The organism is Streptomyces sp. TOM-9, assembly GCF_056858595.1.
In genome coordinates, this window is record NZ_JBXEQB010000001.1 from 6,291,248 (window position 1) to 6,309,893 (window position 18,646).

Annotated in this window: 17 protein-coding genes; all 17 read left to right on the forward strand. The window is 71.4% G+C overall.

Annotated elements, in window-relative coordinates; all coding sequences use genetic code 11:
• Positions 1-63: 63 nt before the first annotated feature.
• The 17 genes from nrtL (at position 64) to atpE (ending at position 18,613) form a co-directional block, all read left to right on the forward strand.
• Positions 64-1,044: an ArgS-related anticodon-binding protein NrtL gene (nrtL, locus tag AC1VWI_RS29465; RefSeq protein ID WP_499514023.1), complete on the forward strand. Its 981-nt coding sequence runs from the start codon at positions 64-66 to the stop codon at positions 1,042-1,044.
• A gap of 19 nt (positions 1,045-1,063) precedes the next feature.
• Complete coding sequence (gene lysA, locus AC1VWI_RS29470) at positions 1,064-2,455, forward strand: diaminopimelate decarboxylase (protein WP_499514024.1); 1,392 nt, start codon at positions 1,064-1,066, stop codon at positions 2,453-2,455.
• A 126-nt stretch (positions 2,456-2,581) separates the two neighbouring features.
• On the forward strand, positions 2,582-3,931 hold the full coding sequence (locus tag AC1VWI_RS29475) for a homoserine dehydrogenase (protein ID WP_499514025.1): 1,350 nt from the start codon (positions 2,582-2,584) through the stop codon (positions 3,929-3,931).
• A 7-nt stretch (positions 3,932-3,938) separates the two neighbouring features.
• A complete protein-coding gene (thrC, locus tag AC1VWI_RS29480) occupies positions 3,939-5,027 on the forward strand; it encodes a threonine synthase (protein WP_499514026.1) in 1,089 nt (362 codons plus the stop codon).
• Positions 5,028-5,287: 260 nt separating this feature from the next.
• Entirely contained in the window at positions 5,288-6,211 is a 924-nt protein-coding gene (gene thrB / locus AC1VWI_RS29485) for a homoserine kinase (RefSeq protein WP_499514027.1), read from the forward strand.
• A 398-nt stretch (positions 6,212-6,609) separates the two neighbouring features.
• Positions 6,610-8,541 (forward strand): transcription termination factor Rho, encoded by a 1,932-nt coding sequence (gene rho, locus AC1VWI_RS29490; protein WP_499514028.1) that lies wholly within the window; start codon positions 6,610-6,612, stop codon positions 8,539-8,541.
• Between the two features lie 287 nt (positions 8,542-8,828).
• Positions 8,829-9,953, forward strand: a complete 1,125-nt coding sequence (locus AC1VWI_RS29495; protein ID WP_499514029.1) for an LCP family protein — start codon at positions 8,829-8,831, stop codon at positions 9,951-9,953.
• Positions 9,954-10,076: 123 nt separating this feature from the next.
• Positions 10,077-10,301 carry a 50S ribosomal protein L31 gene (rpmE, locus tag AC1VWI_RS29500; RefSeq protein ID WP_431965655.1) on the forward strand — a complete coding sequence of 75 codons (225 nt, stop codon included), beginning with the start codon at positions 10,077-10,079 and terminating at the stop codon, positions 10,299-10,301.
• 114 nt (positions 10,302-10,415) lie between these two features.
• Positions 10,416-11,504 carry a peptide chain release factor 1 gene (gene prfA / locus AC1VWI_RS29505; RefSeq protein ID WP_499514030.1) on the forward strand — a complete coding sequence of 363 codons (1,089 nt, stop codon included), beginning with the start codon at positions 10,416-10,418 and terminating at the stop codon, positions 11,502-11,504.
• A 16-nt stretch (positions 11,505-11,520) separates the two neighbouring features.
• Complete coding sequence (prmC, locus tag AC1VWI_RS29510; RefSeq protein ID WP_499514031.1) at positions 11,521-12,366, forward strand: peptide chain release factor N(5)-glutamine methyltransferase; 846 nt, start codon at positions 11,521-11,523, stop codon at positions 12,364-12,366.
• Positions 12,367-12,397: 31 nt separating this feature from the next.
• Complete coding sequence (locus AC1VWI_RS29515) at positions 12,398-13,045, forward strand: L-threonylcarbamoyladenylate synthase (protein ID WP_499514032.1); 648 nt, start codon at positions 12,398-12,400, stop codon at positions 13,043-13,045.
• The gene (locus AC1VWI_RS29520; RefSeq protein ID WP_499514033.1) at positions 13,042-13,674 is read left to right on the forward strand and encodes an arsenate reductase/protein-tyrosine-phosphatase family protein; all 633 of its coding nucleotides are present in this window, start codon (positions 13,042-13,044) and stop codon (positions 13,672-13,674) included. Before AC1VWI_RS29515 ends, AC1VWI_RS29520 begins: the two co-directional genes overlap by 4 nt.
• Positions 13,675-13,854: 180 nt before the next feature.
• Positions 13,855-15,156, forward strand: coding sequence for a serine hydroxymethyltransferase (gene glyA, locus AC1VWI_RS29525; protein ID WP_499514034.1), 1,302 nt, complete (start codon positions 13,855-13,857; stop codon positions 15,154-15,156).
• Between the two features lie 118 nt (positions 15,157-15,274).
• The gene (locus AC1VWI_RS29530; RefSeq protein WP_499514035.1) at positions 15,275-16,582 is read left to right on the forward strand and encodes an MraY family glycosyltransferase; all 1,308 of its coding nucleotides are present in this window, start codon (positions 15,275-15,277) and stop codon (positions 16,580-16,582) included.
• 255 nt (positions 16,583-16,837) lie between these two features.
• A complete protein-coding gene (locus AC1VWI_RS29535; RefSeq protein WP_499514036.1) occupies positions 16,838-17,251 on the forward strand; it encodes a Cg1360 family ATP-synthase-associated protein in 414 nt (137 codons plus the stop codon).
• Positions 17,252-17,461: 210 nt separating this feature from the next.
• Positions 17,462-18,292, forward strand: a complete 831-nt coding sequence (gene atpB / locus AC1VWI_RS29540; RefSeq protein ID WP_431965728.1) for a F0F1 ATP synthase subunit A — start codon at positions 17,462-17,464, stop codon at positions 18,290-18,292.
• A 78-nt stretch (positions 18,293-18,370) separates the two neighbouring features.
• A complete protein-coding gene (gene atpE, locus AC1VWI_RS29545) occupies positions 18,371-18,613 on the forward strand; it encodes an ATP synthase F0 subunit C (protein ID WP_018563527.1) in 243 nt (80 codons plus the stop codon).
• Positions 18,614-18,646: the final 33 nt, after the last annotated feature.

The following is an 18,646-nucleotide window of genomic DNA, read 5'->3' on the forward strand; positions in this document are numbered from 1 at the left end:
GGGGTGACCAAAGGGTGAAACCCGTTCGCGTCGGTACCCCCCTCCTCGCCTACGCTTGCGTCTGTGACCCCCGCTGAGCTCTCCCGCACCGTGCTCGCCACGGTCCGTCGTGCCGTGGAGGCCGACGAGCTCAGCCTCGCGGGCCCGGTGCCCGAGCGGGTCGTCGTGCGCAGGCCGCCGCGGCCCGGGTGCGGGGACTACGCCACCAACGTGGCCCTGCAGCTGGCTCCCCTGACCGGCGTCGCGCCGCTCGCCGTCGCCGACGTCATCGGCCGCCGGCTCGCCGCCGCCCCCGGCATCGCCCGGGTGGACGTCGCCGCACCGGGGTTCCTGAACATCACCCTCCAGGGGGAGTCCCACGAGGCCCTCGTCGATCTCGTACGCGAGCGGGGCCACCGCTACGGGGTCGGGGAGTACGAGGCCGCGGCCCTCCCCGCACCCACCGGCGAGGCCCGTGCCGACGCCTACGCCGCCGCCCTCCGCAGGCTCCACGCGGCCACCGGCGTCGAGCCGCCCGCGCGGCGGCGGCCGCACCCCGTACGGGCGACGCCGGACGAGCTGCGCCGCAGCCTCGGCGCCGACGCCACCGCCTGGGCGCTGCTGCGCCCGCCCGCCGAGGTCGCCCCCCGCACCGACCCCGCGGCGCACCTGGCGCAGCGCGAGCACAACCCCCTGTTCCGGGTCCGGTACGCTCACGCCCGGAGCCGGGCCCTGTTGCGCAACGCCCATGACCTGGGCCTGGAACCCGGCGCCGAATCCGGCCGCCGGGATCCCGCGGAGACCGAACTGCTCGGCCTGATCGCCGACTTCCCCCGCACCGTGGAGGCCGCTGCCCGGCACGGCGCACCCGACCGGGTGGCGCGTTTGCTGGAGCGCACGGCCGATGCCTTCCTGCGCTGCCACGACGAGTGCCCGGCGCTGCCGAAGGGCGAGGAGAAACCCTCGGCCGTTCACGGGGCCCGCCTGGCGCTCGCCGACGCCGCCGGGACCGTGCTTGCCAACGGCCTGACCCTGCTCGGCATCAGCGCCCCCCGACACCTGTGAGAGCAGAGAGCACGAGACGATGAGCCGTTCCGCACACCCCGCCGGGCCCCGTTACGCCGACGTCCTCCCCGAGGGTCACTACGCGGCGCCGCCCGCCGACCTGAACACCCTGGACCCCCGGGTCTGGGCCCGTACCGTCACCCGGGACGCCGAGGGCGTCGCCACCGTCGGCGGACTGGACGTCCGCGGTCTCGCGGAGGAGTTCGGCACCCCCGCCTACATCCTGGACGAGGCCGACTTCCGGGCCCGCTGCCGTGCCTGGCGCGAGGCCTTCGGCGCGGACGCCGACGTCTTCTACGCGGGCAAGGCGTTCCTGTCCCGCGCCGTGGTGCGCTGGCTGGACGAGGAGGGGCTCAACCTCGACGTGTGCTCCGGCGGGGAACTGGCCGTTGCGTTGTCCGCGGGGATGCCGGCCGACCGGATCGCGCTGCACGGCAACAACAAGACCACGGAGGAGATCCGCCAGGCCGTCGAGGCCGGGGTGGGGCGGATCGTGGTGGACTCGTTCCAGGAGATCGTCCGGGTGGCGGACGCCGCGCAGAAGCTGGGCAGGCGGCAGCGGGTGCAGGTCCGCGTCACGGTCGGCGTCGAGGCGCACACCCACGAGTTCATCGCCACCGCGCACGAGGACCAGAAGTTCGGTTTCTCCCTGGGCGGCGGGGACGCGGCCGAGGCGGTGCGCCGGGTGCTGCGCCTGGACTCGCTCGAACTGGTAGGCATCCACTCGCACATCGGCTCGCAGATCTTCGACACCTCCGGCTTCGAGGTGGCGGCGCACCGCGTGATCGGCCTGCTGCGGCAGATCCGCGACGAGCACGGGGTGGAGCTGCCTGAGATCGACCTCGGCGGCGGCCTCGGCATCGCGTACACCCCGGACGACGACCCGCGCGAGCCGCACGAGATCGCCAAGTCGCTGGGGGAGATCGTCTCCCGGGAGTGCCGGGGCGCGGAGCTCGCCGTCCCGCGGCTGTCGGTCGAGCCGGGCCGGGCGATCGTGGGCCCGACGGCGTTCACCCTGTACGAGGTGGGGACGATCAAGCCGCTGGAGGGCCTGCGGACGTACGTGAGCGTGGACGGCGGGATGTCGGACAACATCCGCACCGCGCTGTACGACGCCGAGTACAGCGTCGCGCTGGTGTCGCGGTCGAGCGACGCCGAGCCGATGCTGAGCCGGGTCGTCGGCAAGCACTGCGAGTCGGGCGACATCGTGGTGCGCGACGCCTTCCTCCCCGCCGACCTGGCGCCCGGTGACCTGCTGGCGGTGCCGGCGACGGGTGCGTACTGCCGCTCGATGGCCAGCAACTACAACCACGCCCTGCGCCCCCCGGTGGTCGCCGTCAAGGACGGCGAGGCCCGGGTGATCGTCCGGCGCGAGACGGAAGAAGATCTCCTGCGTCTCGACGTCGGCTGACGTGAAATCTCACATAGAAGGAGACCGGTCTCGCGATCCGGACAGCACGTGGAAACTTCCGTCCGGTGCGTGAGACTGGGACCGTCCAAGAGGCTTGAAAAGCCGTAAACCGCGAAGCGAGGTCGGATGATGCGTACGCGTCCGCTGAAGGTGGCGCTGCTGGGCTGTGGTGTTGTCGGCTCAGAGGTGGCGCGCATCATGACGACGCACGCGGACGACCTCGCCGCGCGGATCGGCGCACCGGTGGAGCTCGCCGGGATCGCGGTACGGCGGCCCAACCGGGTGCGCGCGGGCGTGCCCGCCGAGCTGCTCACCACGGACGCGACCGCCCTGGTCAAACGCGGGGACATCGACGTGGTCGTCGAGGTGATCGGCGGCATCGAGCCCGCCCGCTCCCTGATCACCACCTCCTTCGAGCACGGCGCCAGCGTGGTGTCCGCCAACAAGGCGCTGCTGGCCGCCGACGGCGCCGCGCTGCACGCCGCGGCCGTCGAGCACGGGGTGGACCTCTACTACGAGGCCGCGGTCGCCGGCGCCATCCCGCTGATCCGCCCGTTGCGCGAGTCGCTGGCCGGCGACAAGGTCAACCGGGTGCTGGGCATCGTCAACGGCACGACCAACTTCATCCTCGACAAGATGGACACCACCGGTGCCGGCTACTCCGAGGCGCTGGACGAGGCCACCGCGCTGGGCTACGCCGAGGCCGACCCCACCGCCGACGTGGAGGGCTTCGACGCCGCCGCCAAAGCCGCGATCCTGGCCGGCATCGCCTTCCACACCCGGGTGACCATCGGTGACGTGCACCGCGAGGGGATCACCGAGGTCACCGCGTCCGACATCGCCTCGGCCAAGAAGATGGGCTGCACGGTGAAGCTGCTGGCGATCTGCGAGCGCAGCGCCGACGGCCGTTCGGTCACCGCCCGCGTTCACCCGGCGATGATCCCGCTGACGCACCCGCTGGCCAGCGTGCGCGAGGCGTACAACGCGGTCTTCGTGGAGGCCGCGGCCGCCGGCCAGCTGATGTTCTACGGTCCCGGGGCGGGCGGCTCGCCGACGGCCTCCGCGGTGCTGGGGGACCTGGTGGCGACCTGCCGCAACAAGCTGGCCGCCACCACCGGGCCGGGGGAGTCGGCGTACGCGCAGCTCACCGTCAGCCCGATGGGTGACGTGGTGACGCGCTACCACATCAGCCTGGACGTGGCGGACAAACCGGGTGTCCTGGCCCAGGTGGCCACGGTCTTCGCCGAGCACCAGGTGTCGATCGACACCGTTCGTCAGCAGGGAAGGAATCCGGGCAGCGGCGACGGAGCCGCCGTCGAGCAGGGTGGTGGCGGGCGACGGGAAGGCGGGGAGGCGTCGCTCGTCGTCGTCACCCACCGGGCGCCGGACGCGGCGCTCGCGGCGACCGTCGAGGCGCTGCGCAAGCTCGACACCGTCCGGGGCGTCGCCAGCATCATGCGTGTGGAAGGGGAGTAATCCAGCGATGAACGCAGTGTCTGCCGGCCGCGTGCCGGCCACCCACCAGTGGCGCGGCCTCATCGAGGAGTACCGGGAGCGGCTCCCGGTCGGCGCGGCGACCCCCGTGGTCACGCTGCTGGAGGGCGGGACCCCGCTGGTCCCCGCCCAGGTGCTGTCCGAGCGCACGGGCTGCGACGTGTACCTGAAGGTGGAGGGCGCCAACCCCACCGGCTCCTTCAAGGACCGCGGCATGACCATGGCGATCTCCAAGGCGAAGGAGGAGGGCGCGCAGGCGGTCATCTGCGCCTCCACCGGCAACACCTCCGCCTCGGCCGCCGCGTACGCGGTGCGGGCCGGGATGGTGTGCGCCGTCCTGGTGCCGCAGGGCAAGATCGCGCTGGGCAAGATGGGCCAGGCGCTGGTGCACGGGGCGCGCATCCTGCAGGTGGAGGGCAACTTCGACGACTGCCTGGACCTCGCCCGCGGCCTGTCCGACAAGTACCCCGTGGCGCTGGTCAATTCGGTGAACCCGGCCCGCATCGAGGGCCAGAAGACCGCCGCCTTCGAGATCGTGGACGCGCTCGGCGACGCGCCGGACATCCATGTGCTGCCGGTCGGCAACGCCGGGAACATCACCGCGTACTGGAAGGGCTACCGCGAATACCGCGCGGACGGCGTGTCGACGCGCAATCCGCGCATGTGGGGCTTCCAGGCCTCCGGCGCCGCGCCGATCGTGCTGGGCCACCCGGTGCGCCAGCCGCAGACGATCGCCACCGCGATCCGGATCGGCAACCCGGCGTCGTGGCAGTTCGCCGAGGAGGCGCGGGACGAATCCGGGGGACTGATCGACTCGGTGACGGACCGTCAGATCCTGTCGGCGTACCGGCTGCTCGCCGCGCAGGAGGGCGTCTTCGTCGAGCCGGCCTCCGCCGCGAGCGTCGCCGGGCTGCTGAAGGCCGCCGAGCAGGGCGCGGTCGACCCTGGCCAGCGGATCGTCTGCACCGTCACCGGCAACGGCCTGAAGGACCCCGACTGGGCGGTCGCCGGCGCGCCGCAGCCCATCACCGTCCCGGTGGACGCCGACACGGCCGCGGACCGGCTCGGACTGCTCTGACCCCGCGGGACGACAGGGGCGCACGGAACCGCACGCGACACGCATCACGCGCTGTCCGTGCGCCCTATGTCGCAGGAGAACCTTCCTTCGATAGGCTTGCCTCACACCGGCGCCGCCGCACGCCGTTCTGGCCCATGCCATTGGCATCCTCCTCGCGGGATCCCCTTGGTACGGTCCCCCAAGTCCTCGCCGCCGTACGGCAACGATGCCGCGGCATCGCGAGGCAGAAACGCCCTGGAAACAAGGAGAGTCATCGAACGATGGCCGGACCAGCCTTCCGCGCCGCCGCCGTCCGAGTGCGCGTCCCCGCGACCAGCGCCAACCTCGGACCGGGCTTCGACGCCTTCGGCCTGGCGCTCGGACTCTACGACGACGTCGTGGTCCGGGTGGCCGACTCCGGTCTGCACGTCGACATCGCCGGCGAAGGCGCCGACTCGCTCTCCCGCGACGAGAACCACCTGGTCGTACGGTCCCTGCGCACCGCCTTCGACCTGCTCGGCGGTCAGCCGCGCGGCCTGGAGGTCGTGTGCGCCAACCGCATCCCGCACGGCCGCGGCCTCGGTTCCTCCTCCGCCGCCATCTGCGCGGGCATCATGGCCGCCCGCGCGGTGACGATAGGCGGGCAGGACAAGCTCGACGACGCCGCGCTGCTGGAACTGGCCAACGAGATCGAGGGCCACCCGGACAACGTCGCCGCCTGTCTGCTCGGCGGCTTCACACTGGCCTGGACCGAGGGCGGGGCCGCCCACGCGGTCCGTATGGACCCCTGCGAGTCGGTCGTTCCGGTGGTCTTCGTGCCGGGCAGGCCGGTGCTGACCGAGACCGCCCGGGGGTTGCTGCCGCGCACCGTCCCGCACGTGGACGCCGCGGTCAACGCGGGACGCGCCGCACTCCTGGTCGAGGCCCTCACCCGGCGCCCCGACCTGCTGCTCCCCGCCACCGAGGACCGGCTGCACCAGGAGTACCGGGCGCCCGCGATGCCGGAGAGCACGGCACTGGTGAACCGACTGCGCGCCGAGGGCGTCCCCGCTGTCATCTCGGGTGCGGGGCCCACGGTGCTGGCGCTGGCGGACGAGGACACCGCCGACAAGGTCTCCCGGCTGGCGGCCGAGGGGTGGGCGGCGAACCGCCTGGCCCTCGACGCGGCGGGGGCGAGTGTGCTGCCGCTCGCCGTGGGGCAGTGACACGATTGCCGGTCGTAGAGAGGGGGAATGTTTGTTGGATCCGGTAGTGTTAATCTCATTGCTGCACCCGTGGACTCAGGCGCCCGCCTGCTGGACCTGTTGTCCCGGTGCCTTGTGTCCCGCATCGGGACCGCCCATTCTTCCGGGAGCCTCCCACACCGCATAGGCAGCCTGCCTGGGCAGTGCCGAGCACGCTCCGGAGACGGCGCGGGTGACGTTTCACCCGAGAGTGGACTCTCACCTCGCCGGTAACTGTGTTTTTTTGTTCCACATCATTTCCTCCGCCATCAGGCGGACCACCGCCCCGGGTCCGGCGTAAGTGATAAGGACCGGATCCGGACAGCACGACCGGTCGCCGAGCCAGACAGGCCGACGTCCGCTCCAGGGAAGGACCCTTCGTGAGCGACACCACCGATCTGATGGGCGTACGCGCAGACAGCCCTGTCGCCGCGTCCGATGCTGCCGCGCCTGCCACCGGTGCTGCCACTGCCCCCGCCGCGCGGCGCCGCCGCGCCGGTACCGGTCTTGACGGCATGGTCCTGGCCGAGCTGCAGCAGCTCGCCTCCGGTCTCGGCATCAAGGGCACCGCGCGGATGCGCAAGAGCCAGCTCATCGAGACCATCAAGGCCGCGCAGTCCGGCAGCGGCACCAAGGCCACCGCCTCCGAGGGCGCGCCCGCCGCCGAGAAGCCGAAGCGCCGGGCGACCTCGCGCACCCGTACGGGTGAATCCGCCGAGGCCGGGAACCAGGGCGCCGAGCAGCAGCCGAAGCAGATCGAGATCCCCGGCCAGCCGGCCGGCGAGAAGACCGCACCCGCGGCCAAGGCCAAGTCGGAGTCCGCCAAGGCGGAGCAGTCCGCCGAGGGCCGTGCCGAGGCCGCCGTGGACAGTGCCGAGGGCAGGTCCGGCGACGCCAAGGGCGGCGACGAGCGCCGCGAGAGCCGCCGCGACCGGCAGCGGGACCGTCAGCGCGACCGCCGCAAGGGCGGCGAGGACGGCGGCCAGCAGCGTCAGCAGCAGGGCGGCGGCCCCCAGGGCCAGCAGCAGGGCGGCGGTCCGCAGGGCGGCGGCCACCAGGACGACGACGAGTTCGACGGCAGCGGCCGCCGGCGCCGGGGCCGTTACCGCGACCGCCGCGGGCGGGGCGGCAACCGCCGCGACGACTTCGCGGGTGAGCCGCAGGTCGCCGACGACGACGTCCTGATCCCGGTCGCGGGCATCCTCGACATCCTCGACAACTACGCGTTCATCCGGACCTCGGGCTACCTGCCCGGCCCGAACGACGTGTACGTCTCGCTCGCCCAGGTCCGCAAGAACGGCCTGCGCAAGGGTGACCACGTCACCGGTGCCGTCCGGCAGCCGAAGGACGGCGAGCGCCGCGAGAAGTTCAACGCCCTGGTGCGCCTGGACTCCGTCAACGGCATGGCGCCGGAGAGCGGCCGCGGCCGTCCGGAGTTCGGCAAGCTCACCCCGCTGTACCCGCAGGAGCGGCTGCGGCTGGAGAACGAGCCCGGCCAGCTGATCACCCGGATCATCGACCTGGTCGCCCCGATCGGAAAGGGCCAGCGCGGCCTGATCGTGGCCCCGCCGAAGACCGGTAAGACGATCATCATGCAGGCCATCGCCAACGCGATCACCCGCAACAACCCCGAGTGCCACCTGATGGTCGTCCTCGTCGACGAGCGTCCGGAAGAGGTCACCGACATGCAGCGGTCGGTGAAGGGCGAGGTCATCTCCTCGACCTTCGACCGTCCCGCCGAGGACCACACCACCGTCGCCGAGCTCGCCATCGAGCGCGCCAAGCGGCTGGTGGAGCTGGGCCACGACGTCGTCGTCCTGCTGGACTCCATCACCCGTCTGGGCCGCGCGTACAACCTCGCGGCGCCCGCCTCCGGCCGCATCCTGTCCGGTGGTGTCGACTCGACCGCGCTGTACCCGCCGAAGCGCTTCTTCGGTGCCGCGCGCAACATCGAGGACGGCGGCTCGCTGACCATCCTGGCCACCGCGCTGGTCGAGACCGGCTCGCGCATGGACGAGGTGATCTTCGAGGAGTTCAAGGGCACCGGCAACATGGAGCTCAAGCTCGACCGGAAGCTCGCCGACAAGCGGATCTTCCCCGCGGTGGACGTCGACCCGTCCGGCACCCGCAAGGAGGAGATCCTGCTGGCTCCGGACGAGCTCAACATCACCTGGAAGCTGCGCCGGGTGCTGCACGCGCTCGACTCGCAGCAGGCGATCGAGCTGCTGCTGGACAAGATGAAGCAGACCAAGTCCAACGCCGAGTTCCTGATGCAGATCGCCAAGACCACCCCGGGCGGCAACAACGACTGACGCCCCGGCGTCGGCACGGCCCAGGAGGCCGGTCCCGTCACTTCGGTGACGGGACCGGCCTTCCGTCGTCCCCACCCGCTCGTGCCCGCCCGCCGCTCGTGCGCGGCCGCTCGAGCCCGTCCGCGGCACCGACCGGATGGCTCTCACCTGCGGCGGATCCGGCGCGTCCCGAGGCGGGGCGCTCCCGGACCCGCTGTCATTGCCCTGTGCGGGCACCCCTCCCGTGCCTGATCGGGCGCGCGAACGGGTACCCCAATCATGAGGAGCCGATCAGGACAGAGGAGCCGATGGCCGATCACGCGGACGACGGACGAGCCGCCCGGCGACGCCGGCGCAGCCCCCGCCGACGGGCCCTGCGGATCACCGCCTGGGTCGTGGCGACGTTCCTCCTGCTGGCCACCACCGCCGTCGGCTGCCTCTACCTCAAGCTCAACGGCAACATCAGGGGCATCGACATCAACGCCCTCCTCGGACGCGACCGGCCGGCCGACGTCGACAACGGCTCGATGGACATCCTCGTCCTCGGCTCAGACTCCCGCTCCGGCAGCAACCAGAAGGCCGGCGGCGGCCAGGACGACGGCACCGCCCGCTCCGACACCGCGATGATCGTCCACGTCTACCAGGGGCACCACCGGGCGAGCGTGGTGAGCATCCCCCGCGACACCCTCGTCGACCGCCCCGCCTGCGCCGAGCCCGGCGGCGGCACGGCCCCGCCCCGCCGGGGCGAGATGTTCAACGAGGCGTACGCGATCGGCGGCCCGGCCTGCGCGGTCAAGACGGCCGAGACGATGACCGGCATCCGCATGGACCACTACATCGAGATCGACTTCGCCGGCTTCCAGCACCTCATCGACGCCCTCGGCGGGGTCACCGTCACCACCAGCCAGGCCATCAGCGACAACCGGAGCCATCTGCACCTGCCGGCCGGCACGCACCACCTCGACGGCAAGCAGGCCCTCGGTCTGGTCCGCACCCGCCACGGGGTGGGGGACGGCAGCGACCTGGGCCGGATAAGGCTGCAGCAGGCCTTCCTCAGCGCCCTGGTGGACCGGGTGAACGGCATCGGGCTGCTGAGCTCGCCGACCCGGCTCTACGAGATCGCCGACACCGCCACCGGCGCCATCACCACCGACTCGGAGCTGGCGTCGGTGAAGGAGCTGGTCGGCCTGGGGGAGAGCCTGAAGGACCTGGGCTCCAAGGACATCAACACGGTCACCATGCCGGTGCGCTACGACCCCGCCGACCCCAACCGCGTCCTGCCGATCCCCGACCAGGCCGAGCAGGTCTGGGCCGCGCTAAGGGCCGACAAGCCGATCCCCAGGTCCGCCACCAAGGGTTCGGCGGGTGACGACGTCGACACGAACGGTGTGGTCAGGAGCTCCTCGCAGCCGTCCGCGACGGGATCGGAATAGATCGCCGCGGGCCCCGGTTTGGGCAGATGCGGCCAGTGCTGGCAGACTGGTACGTCGGCCCCGGTTCACGTGACGCAAGCCCGCAGCACGACCCGGGACCCTCCCGAACACTAGGAGAATCCCTTGAAGCGCGACATCCACCCGGAGTACGTGGAGACGCAGGTCAGCTGCACCTGCGGCAACTCGTTCACCACCCGCAGCACCGTCACCGAGGGCGTCATCCGCGCCGACGTGTGCTCCGCGTGCCACCCGTTCTACACGGGCAAGCAGAAGATCCTCGACACCGGTGGCCGCGTGGCCCGCTTCGAGGCCCGCTTCGGCAAGGCGGCCGGGTCCGCCAAGAAGTAGCGACCCGAAAGCGCCGGTCCACGGCTGTCCGGATATCCTCCGGCGGCCGGACCGGCGCTTTGTCGTCCCAGGCTGGTACACCGGCGTTCACCCCTTCCAGAAGCAGGGATCCTGATGTTCGAGGCGGTCGAGGAACTGATCGGCGAGTACGCCGACCTCGAGAAGAAGCTTGCCGACCCGGCGGTCTTCGCCGACCAGGCCAACGCGCGCAAGCTCAACAAGCGCTACGCGGAGCTGACCCCCATCATCGGCACCTACCGCGGCTGGAAGCAGACCGGCGAGGACATCGGCACCGCGCGCGAACTGGCCGCGGACGACCCCGACTTCGCCGCCGAGGTGAAGGAGCTGGAGAAGCAGCGCGAGGAGCTCACCGAGCGCCTGCGGCTGCTGCTCGTCCCGCGTGACCCCAGCGACGACAAGGACGTGATCCTGGAGGTCAAGGCGGGCGAGGGCGGCGAGGAGTCCGCGCTGTTCGCCGGCGACCTCCTGCGCATGTACCTGCGCTACGCCGAGCGCCAGGGCTGGAAGACCGAGATCATCGACGCCAACGCCTCCGACCTCGGCGGCTACAAGGACGTCCAGGTCGCGGTGAAGACCAAGGGCGGCAACGGTGCCACCGAGCCCGGCCAGGGCGTCTGGGCCCGGCTGAAGTACGAGGGGGGCGTGCACCGCGTCCAGCGCGTGCCGGCCACCGAGTCGCAGGGCCGGATCCACACCTCCGCCGCCGGTGTGCTGGTGACCCCCGAGGCCGACGAGGTCGAGGTCGAGGTCAACGCCAACGACCTGCGGATCGACGTCTACCGCTCCTCGGGCCCCGGCGGCCAGTCGGTCAACACCACCGACTCCGCGGTGCGCATCACCCACCTGCCCTCCGGGCTGGTCGTCTCCTGCCAGAACGAGAAGAGCCAGCTGCAGAACAAGGAGTCGGCGATGCGCATCCTGCGCTCCCGGTTGCTGGCCGCCGCGCAGGAGGAGGCCGAGCGCGAGGCCTCCGACGCCCGCCGCAGCCAGGTGCGGACGGTGGACCGCAGCGAGCGCATCCGCACCTACAACTTCCCGGAGAACCGCATCTCCGACCACCGCGTCGGCTTCAAGGCGTACAACTTGGACCAGGTCCTCGACGGGGAACTGGACGCGGTGATCCAGGCCTGCGTCGACGCCGACTCGGCCGCCAAGCTGGCTGCCGCGGGCGACGGAAGCTGAACCGGAGGCGGAGAACGTGAACCTGCTGCTCGCCGAGGTCGCCCAGGCGACCCAGCGGCTGGCCGACGCCGGCGTTCCCTCGCCGCGGTTCGACGCCGAGGAGCTCGCGGCGTACGTGCACGGGGTGAAGCGCGGCGCGCTGCACACCGTCGCCGACGCCGACTTCGACGCGCGCTACTGGGAGGCCGTGGCCCGCCGTGAGGCCCGCGAGCCGCTGCAGCACATCACGGGCCGCGCGTTCTTCCGGTACCTGGAGCTCCAGGTGGGCCCGGGGGTCTTCGTGCCCCGCCCGGAGACCGAGTCGGTCGTCGGGTGGGCCATAGACGCCGTGCGCGCCATGGACGTCGCCGAGCCGCTCATCGTCGACCTGTGCACCGGTTCGGGCGCCATCGCGCTCGCCCTGGCGCAGGAGGTGCCGCGCAGCCGCGTGCACGCGGTGGAGCTGTCCGACGAGGCGCTGGTGTGGGCCCGCAAGAACGTCGAGGGCAGCAAGGTCGACCTGCGGCAGGGCAACGCCCTGGAGGCCTTCCAGGACCTCAACGGCCAGGTGGACCTGGTGATCTCCAACCCGCCCTACATCCCGCTCACCGAGTGGGAGCATGTGGCGCCGGAGGCCCGCGACCACGACCCCGAGATGGCGTTGTTCTCCGGTGAGGACGGCCTGGACACCATCCGCGGCATCGAGCGCACCGCGCACCGGCTGCTGCGGCCGGGCGGGGTCGTCGTCATCGAGCACGCCGACACCCAGGGCGGCCAGGTGCCCTGGATCTTCACCGAGGAGGCCGGCTGGGCGGACGCCGCCGACCACCCCGACCTCAACAACCGTCCCCGGTTCACCACTGCCCGCAAGGCGACGCCGTGACCACGGCGCCACACGTCATGGAGGTCTGCTGATGGCACGGCGTTACGACTGCTCGGACGCGACGGACCGGGTTGCCGGACTGCGCGAGGCCGCGTCCGCCGTACGCCGCGGCGAGCTCGTGGTGCTGCCCACCGACACCGTCTACGGGATCGGCGCGGACGCGTTCAGCACCGAGGCCGTCGGCGACCTGCTGGAGGCCAAGGGCCGGGGCCGCAACATGCCCTCGCCCGTCCTGGTCGGCTCCCCGAACACCCTGCACGGCCTGGTCACCGACTTCAGCGAGCAGGCCTGGGAGCTGGTCGACGCCTTCTGGCCGGGCGCCCTCACCCTCGTCGCCCGTCACCAGCCGTCGCTCCAGTGGGACCTGGGGGACACCCGCGGCACCGTGGCCGTCCGCATGCCGCTGCACCCGGTCGCCATCGAGCTGCTGACCGAGACCGGCCCGATGGCCGTCTCCAGCGCCAACCTGACCGGTCACCCCTCCCCGCAGGACTGCGACGCGGCGCAGGAGATGCTCGGCGACTCCGTCGCGATCTACCTCGACGGCGGCCCGACGCCCGCGGCCGTGCCGTCCTCGATCGTGGACGTCACCGGCAAGGTGCCCGTCCTGCTGCGGGCGGGCGCGATCAGCGCGGAGCAGCTCCGTGAGGTCGTCCCCGACCTGGAGGTCGGCAATTGACACCGCCCATACCCGGGCAGTGGGATCACGGCGAGCGCCCGTTCCGCATCCTCCACGTCTGCACCGGCAACGTCTGCCGCTCGCCCATGGCCGAGCGGCTGACCCGGCACGAGCTGACGCTGCGGCTCGGTGACGGCGCCGCGGGGATCGTCGTGGAGAGCGCCGGCACCTGGGGGCACGAGGGCTCGCCGATGGAGGCGCACGCCGCCACGGTGCTCGCCGAGTACGCCGCCGACCCCACGGGGTTCCTCGGCCGCGAACTCCTCGACGACCACGTGATCGACGCCGACCTCGTCCTGACCGCGACCCGCGACCACCGCGCCCAGGTGATCTCCATGGGGCACGCGGCGGGGCTGCGCACCTTCACGCTCAAGGAGTTCACCCGGCTGGTGAAGGCGATAGACCCGGCGACGCTGCCGGAGGGCAGCGTGACCGAGCGCGCGCGGTCCCTGGTGCGTGCCGCCGCGGCCCTGCGCGGGTGGCTGCTGGCGCCCACCCCCGACGCGGACGAGGTGTACGACCCGTACGGGGCCCCGCTGACGTTCTTCCGCAGCATCGGCGAGGAGATCCACGACGCGCTGGACCCCGTCCTGACCGCGCTCACCGGGATGCCGGCGCCCACCGCCTGACCGCCCCGGGCGGAAGGTTTCAGCACGACGCACGTGGCCCTCGGGGCGGCTGCCGCGGCACGGCGGCGCGGCCCCTGGCGGAAACCCGGCCCCCGGTGGAGCACAACGCGGCGCGAAATGTCCCGAAGGGTGCAACAGTGGCAGGTGAGAACCTTCCCAGCCGCCCCCGGGAGCGCCGCCATGCCCACCGCGGAAGCGTCTTCACCCCACATAGTCACCCCCACGCTCCCGGCCGGGGGCCGCGGCCTCGACGAGCTGCGCGCCCATGACCCCGAGCTGGCCGACATCCTCCTCGGGGAGGCCCAGCGGCAGGCCTCGTGCCTGCAGTTGATCGCCGGCGAGAACTTCACCTCCCCGGCCGTCCTGACGGCGCTCGGCTCGCCGCTCGCCAACAAGTACGCCGAGGGCTACCCCGGTCACCGCCACCACGCCGGGTGCGAGCTGGTGGACCTGGCCGAGCGGCTGGCCGTGGAAAGGGCCACACGGTTGTTCGGAGCGGCGCACGCGAACGTGCAGCCCTATTCCGGCTCCTCGGCCGTGCTGGCCGCCTACGCGGCCCTCCTGGTCCCCGGGGACACCGTCCTGGCGATGTCGCTGGCCCACGGCGGCCACCTCACCCACGGCTCCGAGTCGAACTTCTCCGGCCGCTGGTTCCGCTTCGCCGGCTACGGGGTGACACGGGGCGGGACCTTCGAGGAGGGCGGGCTGATCGACTACGAGCAGTTGCGGGTCCTGGCCCACCGGCACCGTCCGAAGGCGATCGTCTGCGGCGGCATCGCCTACCCCCGGCACATCGACTACGCCCTCTTCCGGGAGATCGCGGACGACGTCGGCGCATACCTGATCGTGGACGCCGCGCACACGCTCGGCCTGGTCGCCGGCGGGGCCGCCCCCAACCCGGTGCCGTACGCGGACGTGGTGTGCGCCACCACGCACAAGACGCTCCGCGGTCCGCGCGGCGGGCTGGTGCTGTGCGGCGCGGACCTGGCCCAGCGCATCGACCGGGCGGTCTTCCCGTTCTCGCAGGGCGGCCCGCACATGCACGCCGTCGCGGCGAAGGCGGTGGCCCTCGGGGAGGCGGCGCGGCCGGAGTTCGCGCTCTACGCGCACCAGGTCGTCGCCAACGCCCGCACGCTCGCCGGGGCGCTCGCCGCGTGCGGCCTGCGCATCGCCACCGGCGGCACGGACACGCATCTGATCGCCGCCGACGTCTCGGCCCTGGGGGTCACCGGGATGCGCGCCCGCGGGCTGTGCGCGGCCGCCGGGATCGTGCTGGACAAGTACACGCTGCCGTACGACACGGAGCCCTGCGCGGCCGGTTCCGGCATCCGTCTGGGCACCGCGTCGGTGACCACCCAGGGGATGGGCGAGGAGCAGATGCCGCAGGTCGCGGACCTGATCGTACGGGCGCTGCGGGAGGAGCGGGGACTGGCGGGCGAGGTCGCGGAACTGGTCGAGGGCTTCCCCCCGTACCCCGGCTGAGACGCGCTTCACAGGGGGCGCGGGCCGCCCCCGGGAGTGGTGTGTGCAACCCTGGGTACCCGCTGTGAGTCTTCGTCTGTGTTTACAGTCGCCACCCGGACGCGAATAGGGTGTGGCCGTGCGCGAGTACCTCTTGACCCTCTGCGTGGCAGCCGCCGTGACCTACCTCCTCACGGGGCCGGTGCGGAAGTTCGCCATCGCGGCGGGCGCCATGCCCGAGATCCGTGATCGTGACGTCCACCGCGAACCCACGCCACGCCTCGGCGGCATCGCCATGTTCGGCGGTCTGTGCGCGGGCCTGCTGGTGGCGGCCCACCTGACCAACCTCAAGAGCGTCTTCGAGCTCTCCAACGAGCCACGGGCACTGCTCTCCGGCGCCGGGCTGATCTGGCTGCTGGGCGTGCTGGACGACAAGTGGGGCGTGGACGCGCTGATCAAGCTGGGCGCGCAGATGATCGCGGCCGGCGTGATGGTGCTGCAGGGTCTGACCGTGCTGTGGCTGCCCATCCCGGGCAAGGGCATCGTCGCGCTCACACCGGTGCAGTCGACCCTGCTGACCGTGGCCCTGGTCGTGATCACGATCAACGCGGTGAACTTCGTCGACGGACTCGACGGACTCGCGTCCGGAATGGTGTGCATCGCCGCGATCGCGTTCTTCATGTACGCGTACCGCATCTGGTACGGATACGGCATCGAGGCCGCCGCCCCGGCGACGCTGTTCAGCGCGATCCTCATCGGGATGTGCCTGGGCTTCCTGCCGCACAACTTCCACCCCGCGCGGATCTTCATGGGCGACTCGGGCTCGATGCTGATCGGCCTGGTGCTGGCCTCCGGCGCCATCTCCATCACCGGTCAGACCGACCCCGACGCCATCACCAACCTCACCGGCTCGACCCGGGACACCACGCACTTCATGGTGCCGGTCTACATGCCGCTGCTGCTGCCGCTGACGCTCATCGCGATCCCGGCGGCCGACCTGGTGCTGGCCATCGTGCGCCGTACCTGGAACGGGCAGTCGCCGTTCGCCGCCGACCGCGGCCACCTCCACCACCGGCTGCTGGACATCGGCCACTCGCACAGCCGGGCCGTGTGGATCATGTACTTCTGGTCCGCGCTGATCTCCTTCGGCGCGGTCGCCTTCTCGGTCAACTCCTCCAGCCTGTGGATCGTCCTGGGCATCGTGATGCTGAGCGCCATGGGACTGATCGCCCTGCTCATGCCGCGCTTCCGGCCCCGGGCCCCGCGCTGGGCCGAGGCGTTCGTCCCGCCGCGCTACCGCCGTACCCGGGTGGAGGCCGCGCAGGCGGCGCACGCCGCCGCGGCGGCCACGATCGCCGCGGGGGAGGCCCCCGGCGTCAACGGCGCGACCGCGCTCAGCGCACGGTCCCTGGTGGACGCCGGACGGAGCGCGGGCACCCGTCCGTAGGCCGGCCGCGCGATAGCACAGCCGTGGTGCAGCGTCAGGTAGGCGCCACACCGGTTACTCCTTCCGTGTGACAGGTCACACACGAACCGGGTAAAGACCTCATCAAATAGTTTGTGATACCGTTCACGAGAACCCGGAATCAAGCCGAAAGACCCTAGTGCGATGGTCTTCCGGCGTGAGGCATGTCCTCGCGGCCGGGCTACCCTCGTCCTCGACGACCCCTGTACCCCCAACCTCGCCGGAGGAGCTGCCGCCATGCAGTCCAACGACGTCCGAACGCTCCTGAACTGCGCCGTGCCCGCCGCTGCCGCGGGGGTGATCGCGGTGGCTGTGTCCGGCATGCTCGCGGGCGGCAAGGGCGCGATCGGCGCGGGCTTCGGCGCGGTGGTGGTGATCGTGTTCATGGGAATCGGTCTGACGGTGCTTCAGCGCACCGCCCGTTCCTACCCGACGCTGTTCCAGGCGATGGGCCTGATGCTCTACACCGTGCAGCTGCTGCTCCTGGCCATCGTGCTGGCCGTGTTCAAGCACACGACGCTGTTCGACACCCAGGTGTTCGCCTTCACCCTGCTCGGTACGACCCTGGTGTGGATCGCCGCCCAGGCCCGTGCTCATATGAAGACCAAGATGCTGTACGTGGAGCCCGGATCCGCCGGAACTCCGTCGTGAACAGCAGGGCCGGTGCGGGCGAAGTTCCGCTCGTTTGCTATCGTCCGGTCTCAACTGCGGCAGAGCTGGCGCGGGTGGCAGTCATGCCTTCGCAACAGCCCTTCGGCTCAGCGCCCACCCGCCGCCCCCACATCCGTAAGACCAGTCCAGTGCCGTTCCGTGGCCACGTGCCGCGCCGACACGTAGAGGTTGCCGTACCTATGCGTCACGCTGAAGGAGCTCTCGGTGAGTGATGTAACGACGCTCGCCTTCGAGACGAACTGCCACATCTTCGACGGGTGCGGCTTCCCGGCCCCCGGCCTGCACTCCTTCCTCTTCAAGCCGTTGATCGGCGACGCGGACAGCAGCGCCTACTTCAACAAGACGATGCTGCTGGCGCTGCTGGGCAGCATCGTGATCGTCGGCTTCTTCTGGGCTGCCTTCGCCAAGCCGAAGATCGTCCCCGGCAAGCTGCAGATGGTCGCCGAGGCCGGCTACGACTTCGTGCGCCGCGGGATCGTCTACGAGACGATCGGCAAGCGTGACGGCGAGAAGTACGTGCCCTTCATGGTGGCGCTGTTCTTCTTCGTCTGGATCATGAACCTGTGGTCGATCGTGCCGATCGCCCAGTTCCCCGTCACGGCGATCATCAGCTACCCGGCCGCGCTGGCCGCGATCGTCTACGTCACGTGGATGTCGCTGACCTTCAAGAAGCACGGCTTCGTCGGCGGCTGGAAGAACATCACCGGCTACGACAAGAACCTCGGCGCGGTCCTGCCGATGGTCGTCGGCCTGGAGTTCCTCTCCAACGTGATCGTCCGGCCGTTCACGCACGCGGTGCGACTGTTCGCCAACATGTTCGCGGGTCACGTCCTGCTGCTGCTGTTCACCATCGCCAGCTGGTACCTGCTCAACGGGATCGGCATCGCCTACGCCGGTGTCTCGTTCGTGATGGTCATCGTGATGACCGCCTTCGAGCTCTTCATCCAGGCCGTCCAGGCGTACGTCTTCGTGCTGCTGGCCTGCTCCTACGTCCAGGGCGCGCTCGCCGAGCACCACTGAGCACCCGCGCGACGCACAGCCCCCCGATTGTCCGGTGGCCAACCCCCACCGGTCCGTGAAAGAGAAGGAAGAAACAGCATGTCCGCTGTGAACCTCGCCGCCACCCAGATCCTCGGCAACCTGGGCTCCATCGGCTACGGCCTCGCGGCCATCGGCCCCGGCGTCGGCATCGGCATCATCTTCGGCAACGGTACGCAGGCCCTCGCCCGCCAGCCCGAGGCCGCCGGCCTGATCCGCGCCAACCAGATCCTCGGCTTCGCCTTCTGTGAGGCGCTCGCGCTGATCGGTCTGGTCATGCCGTTCGTCTACCCGACCTCCTGAGTCCGGGCTGACGAGACCAACCCCTTTCGACGG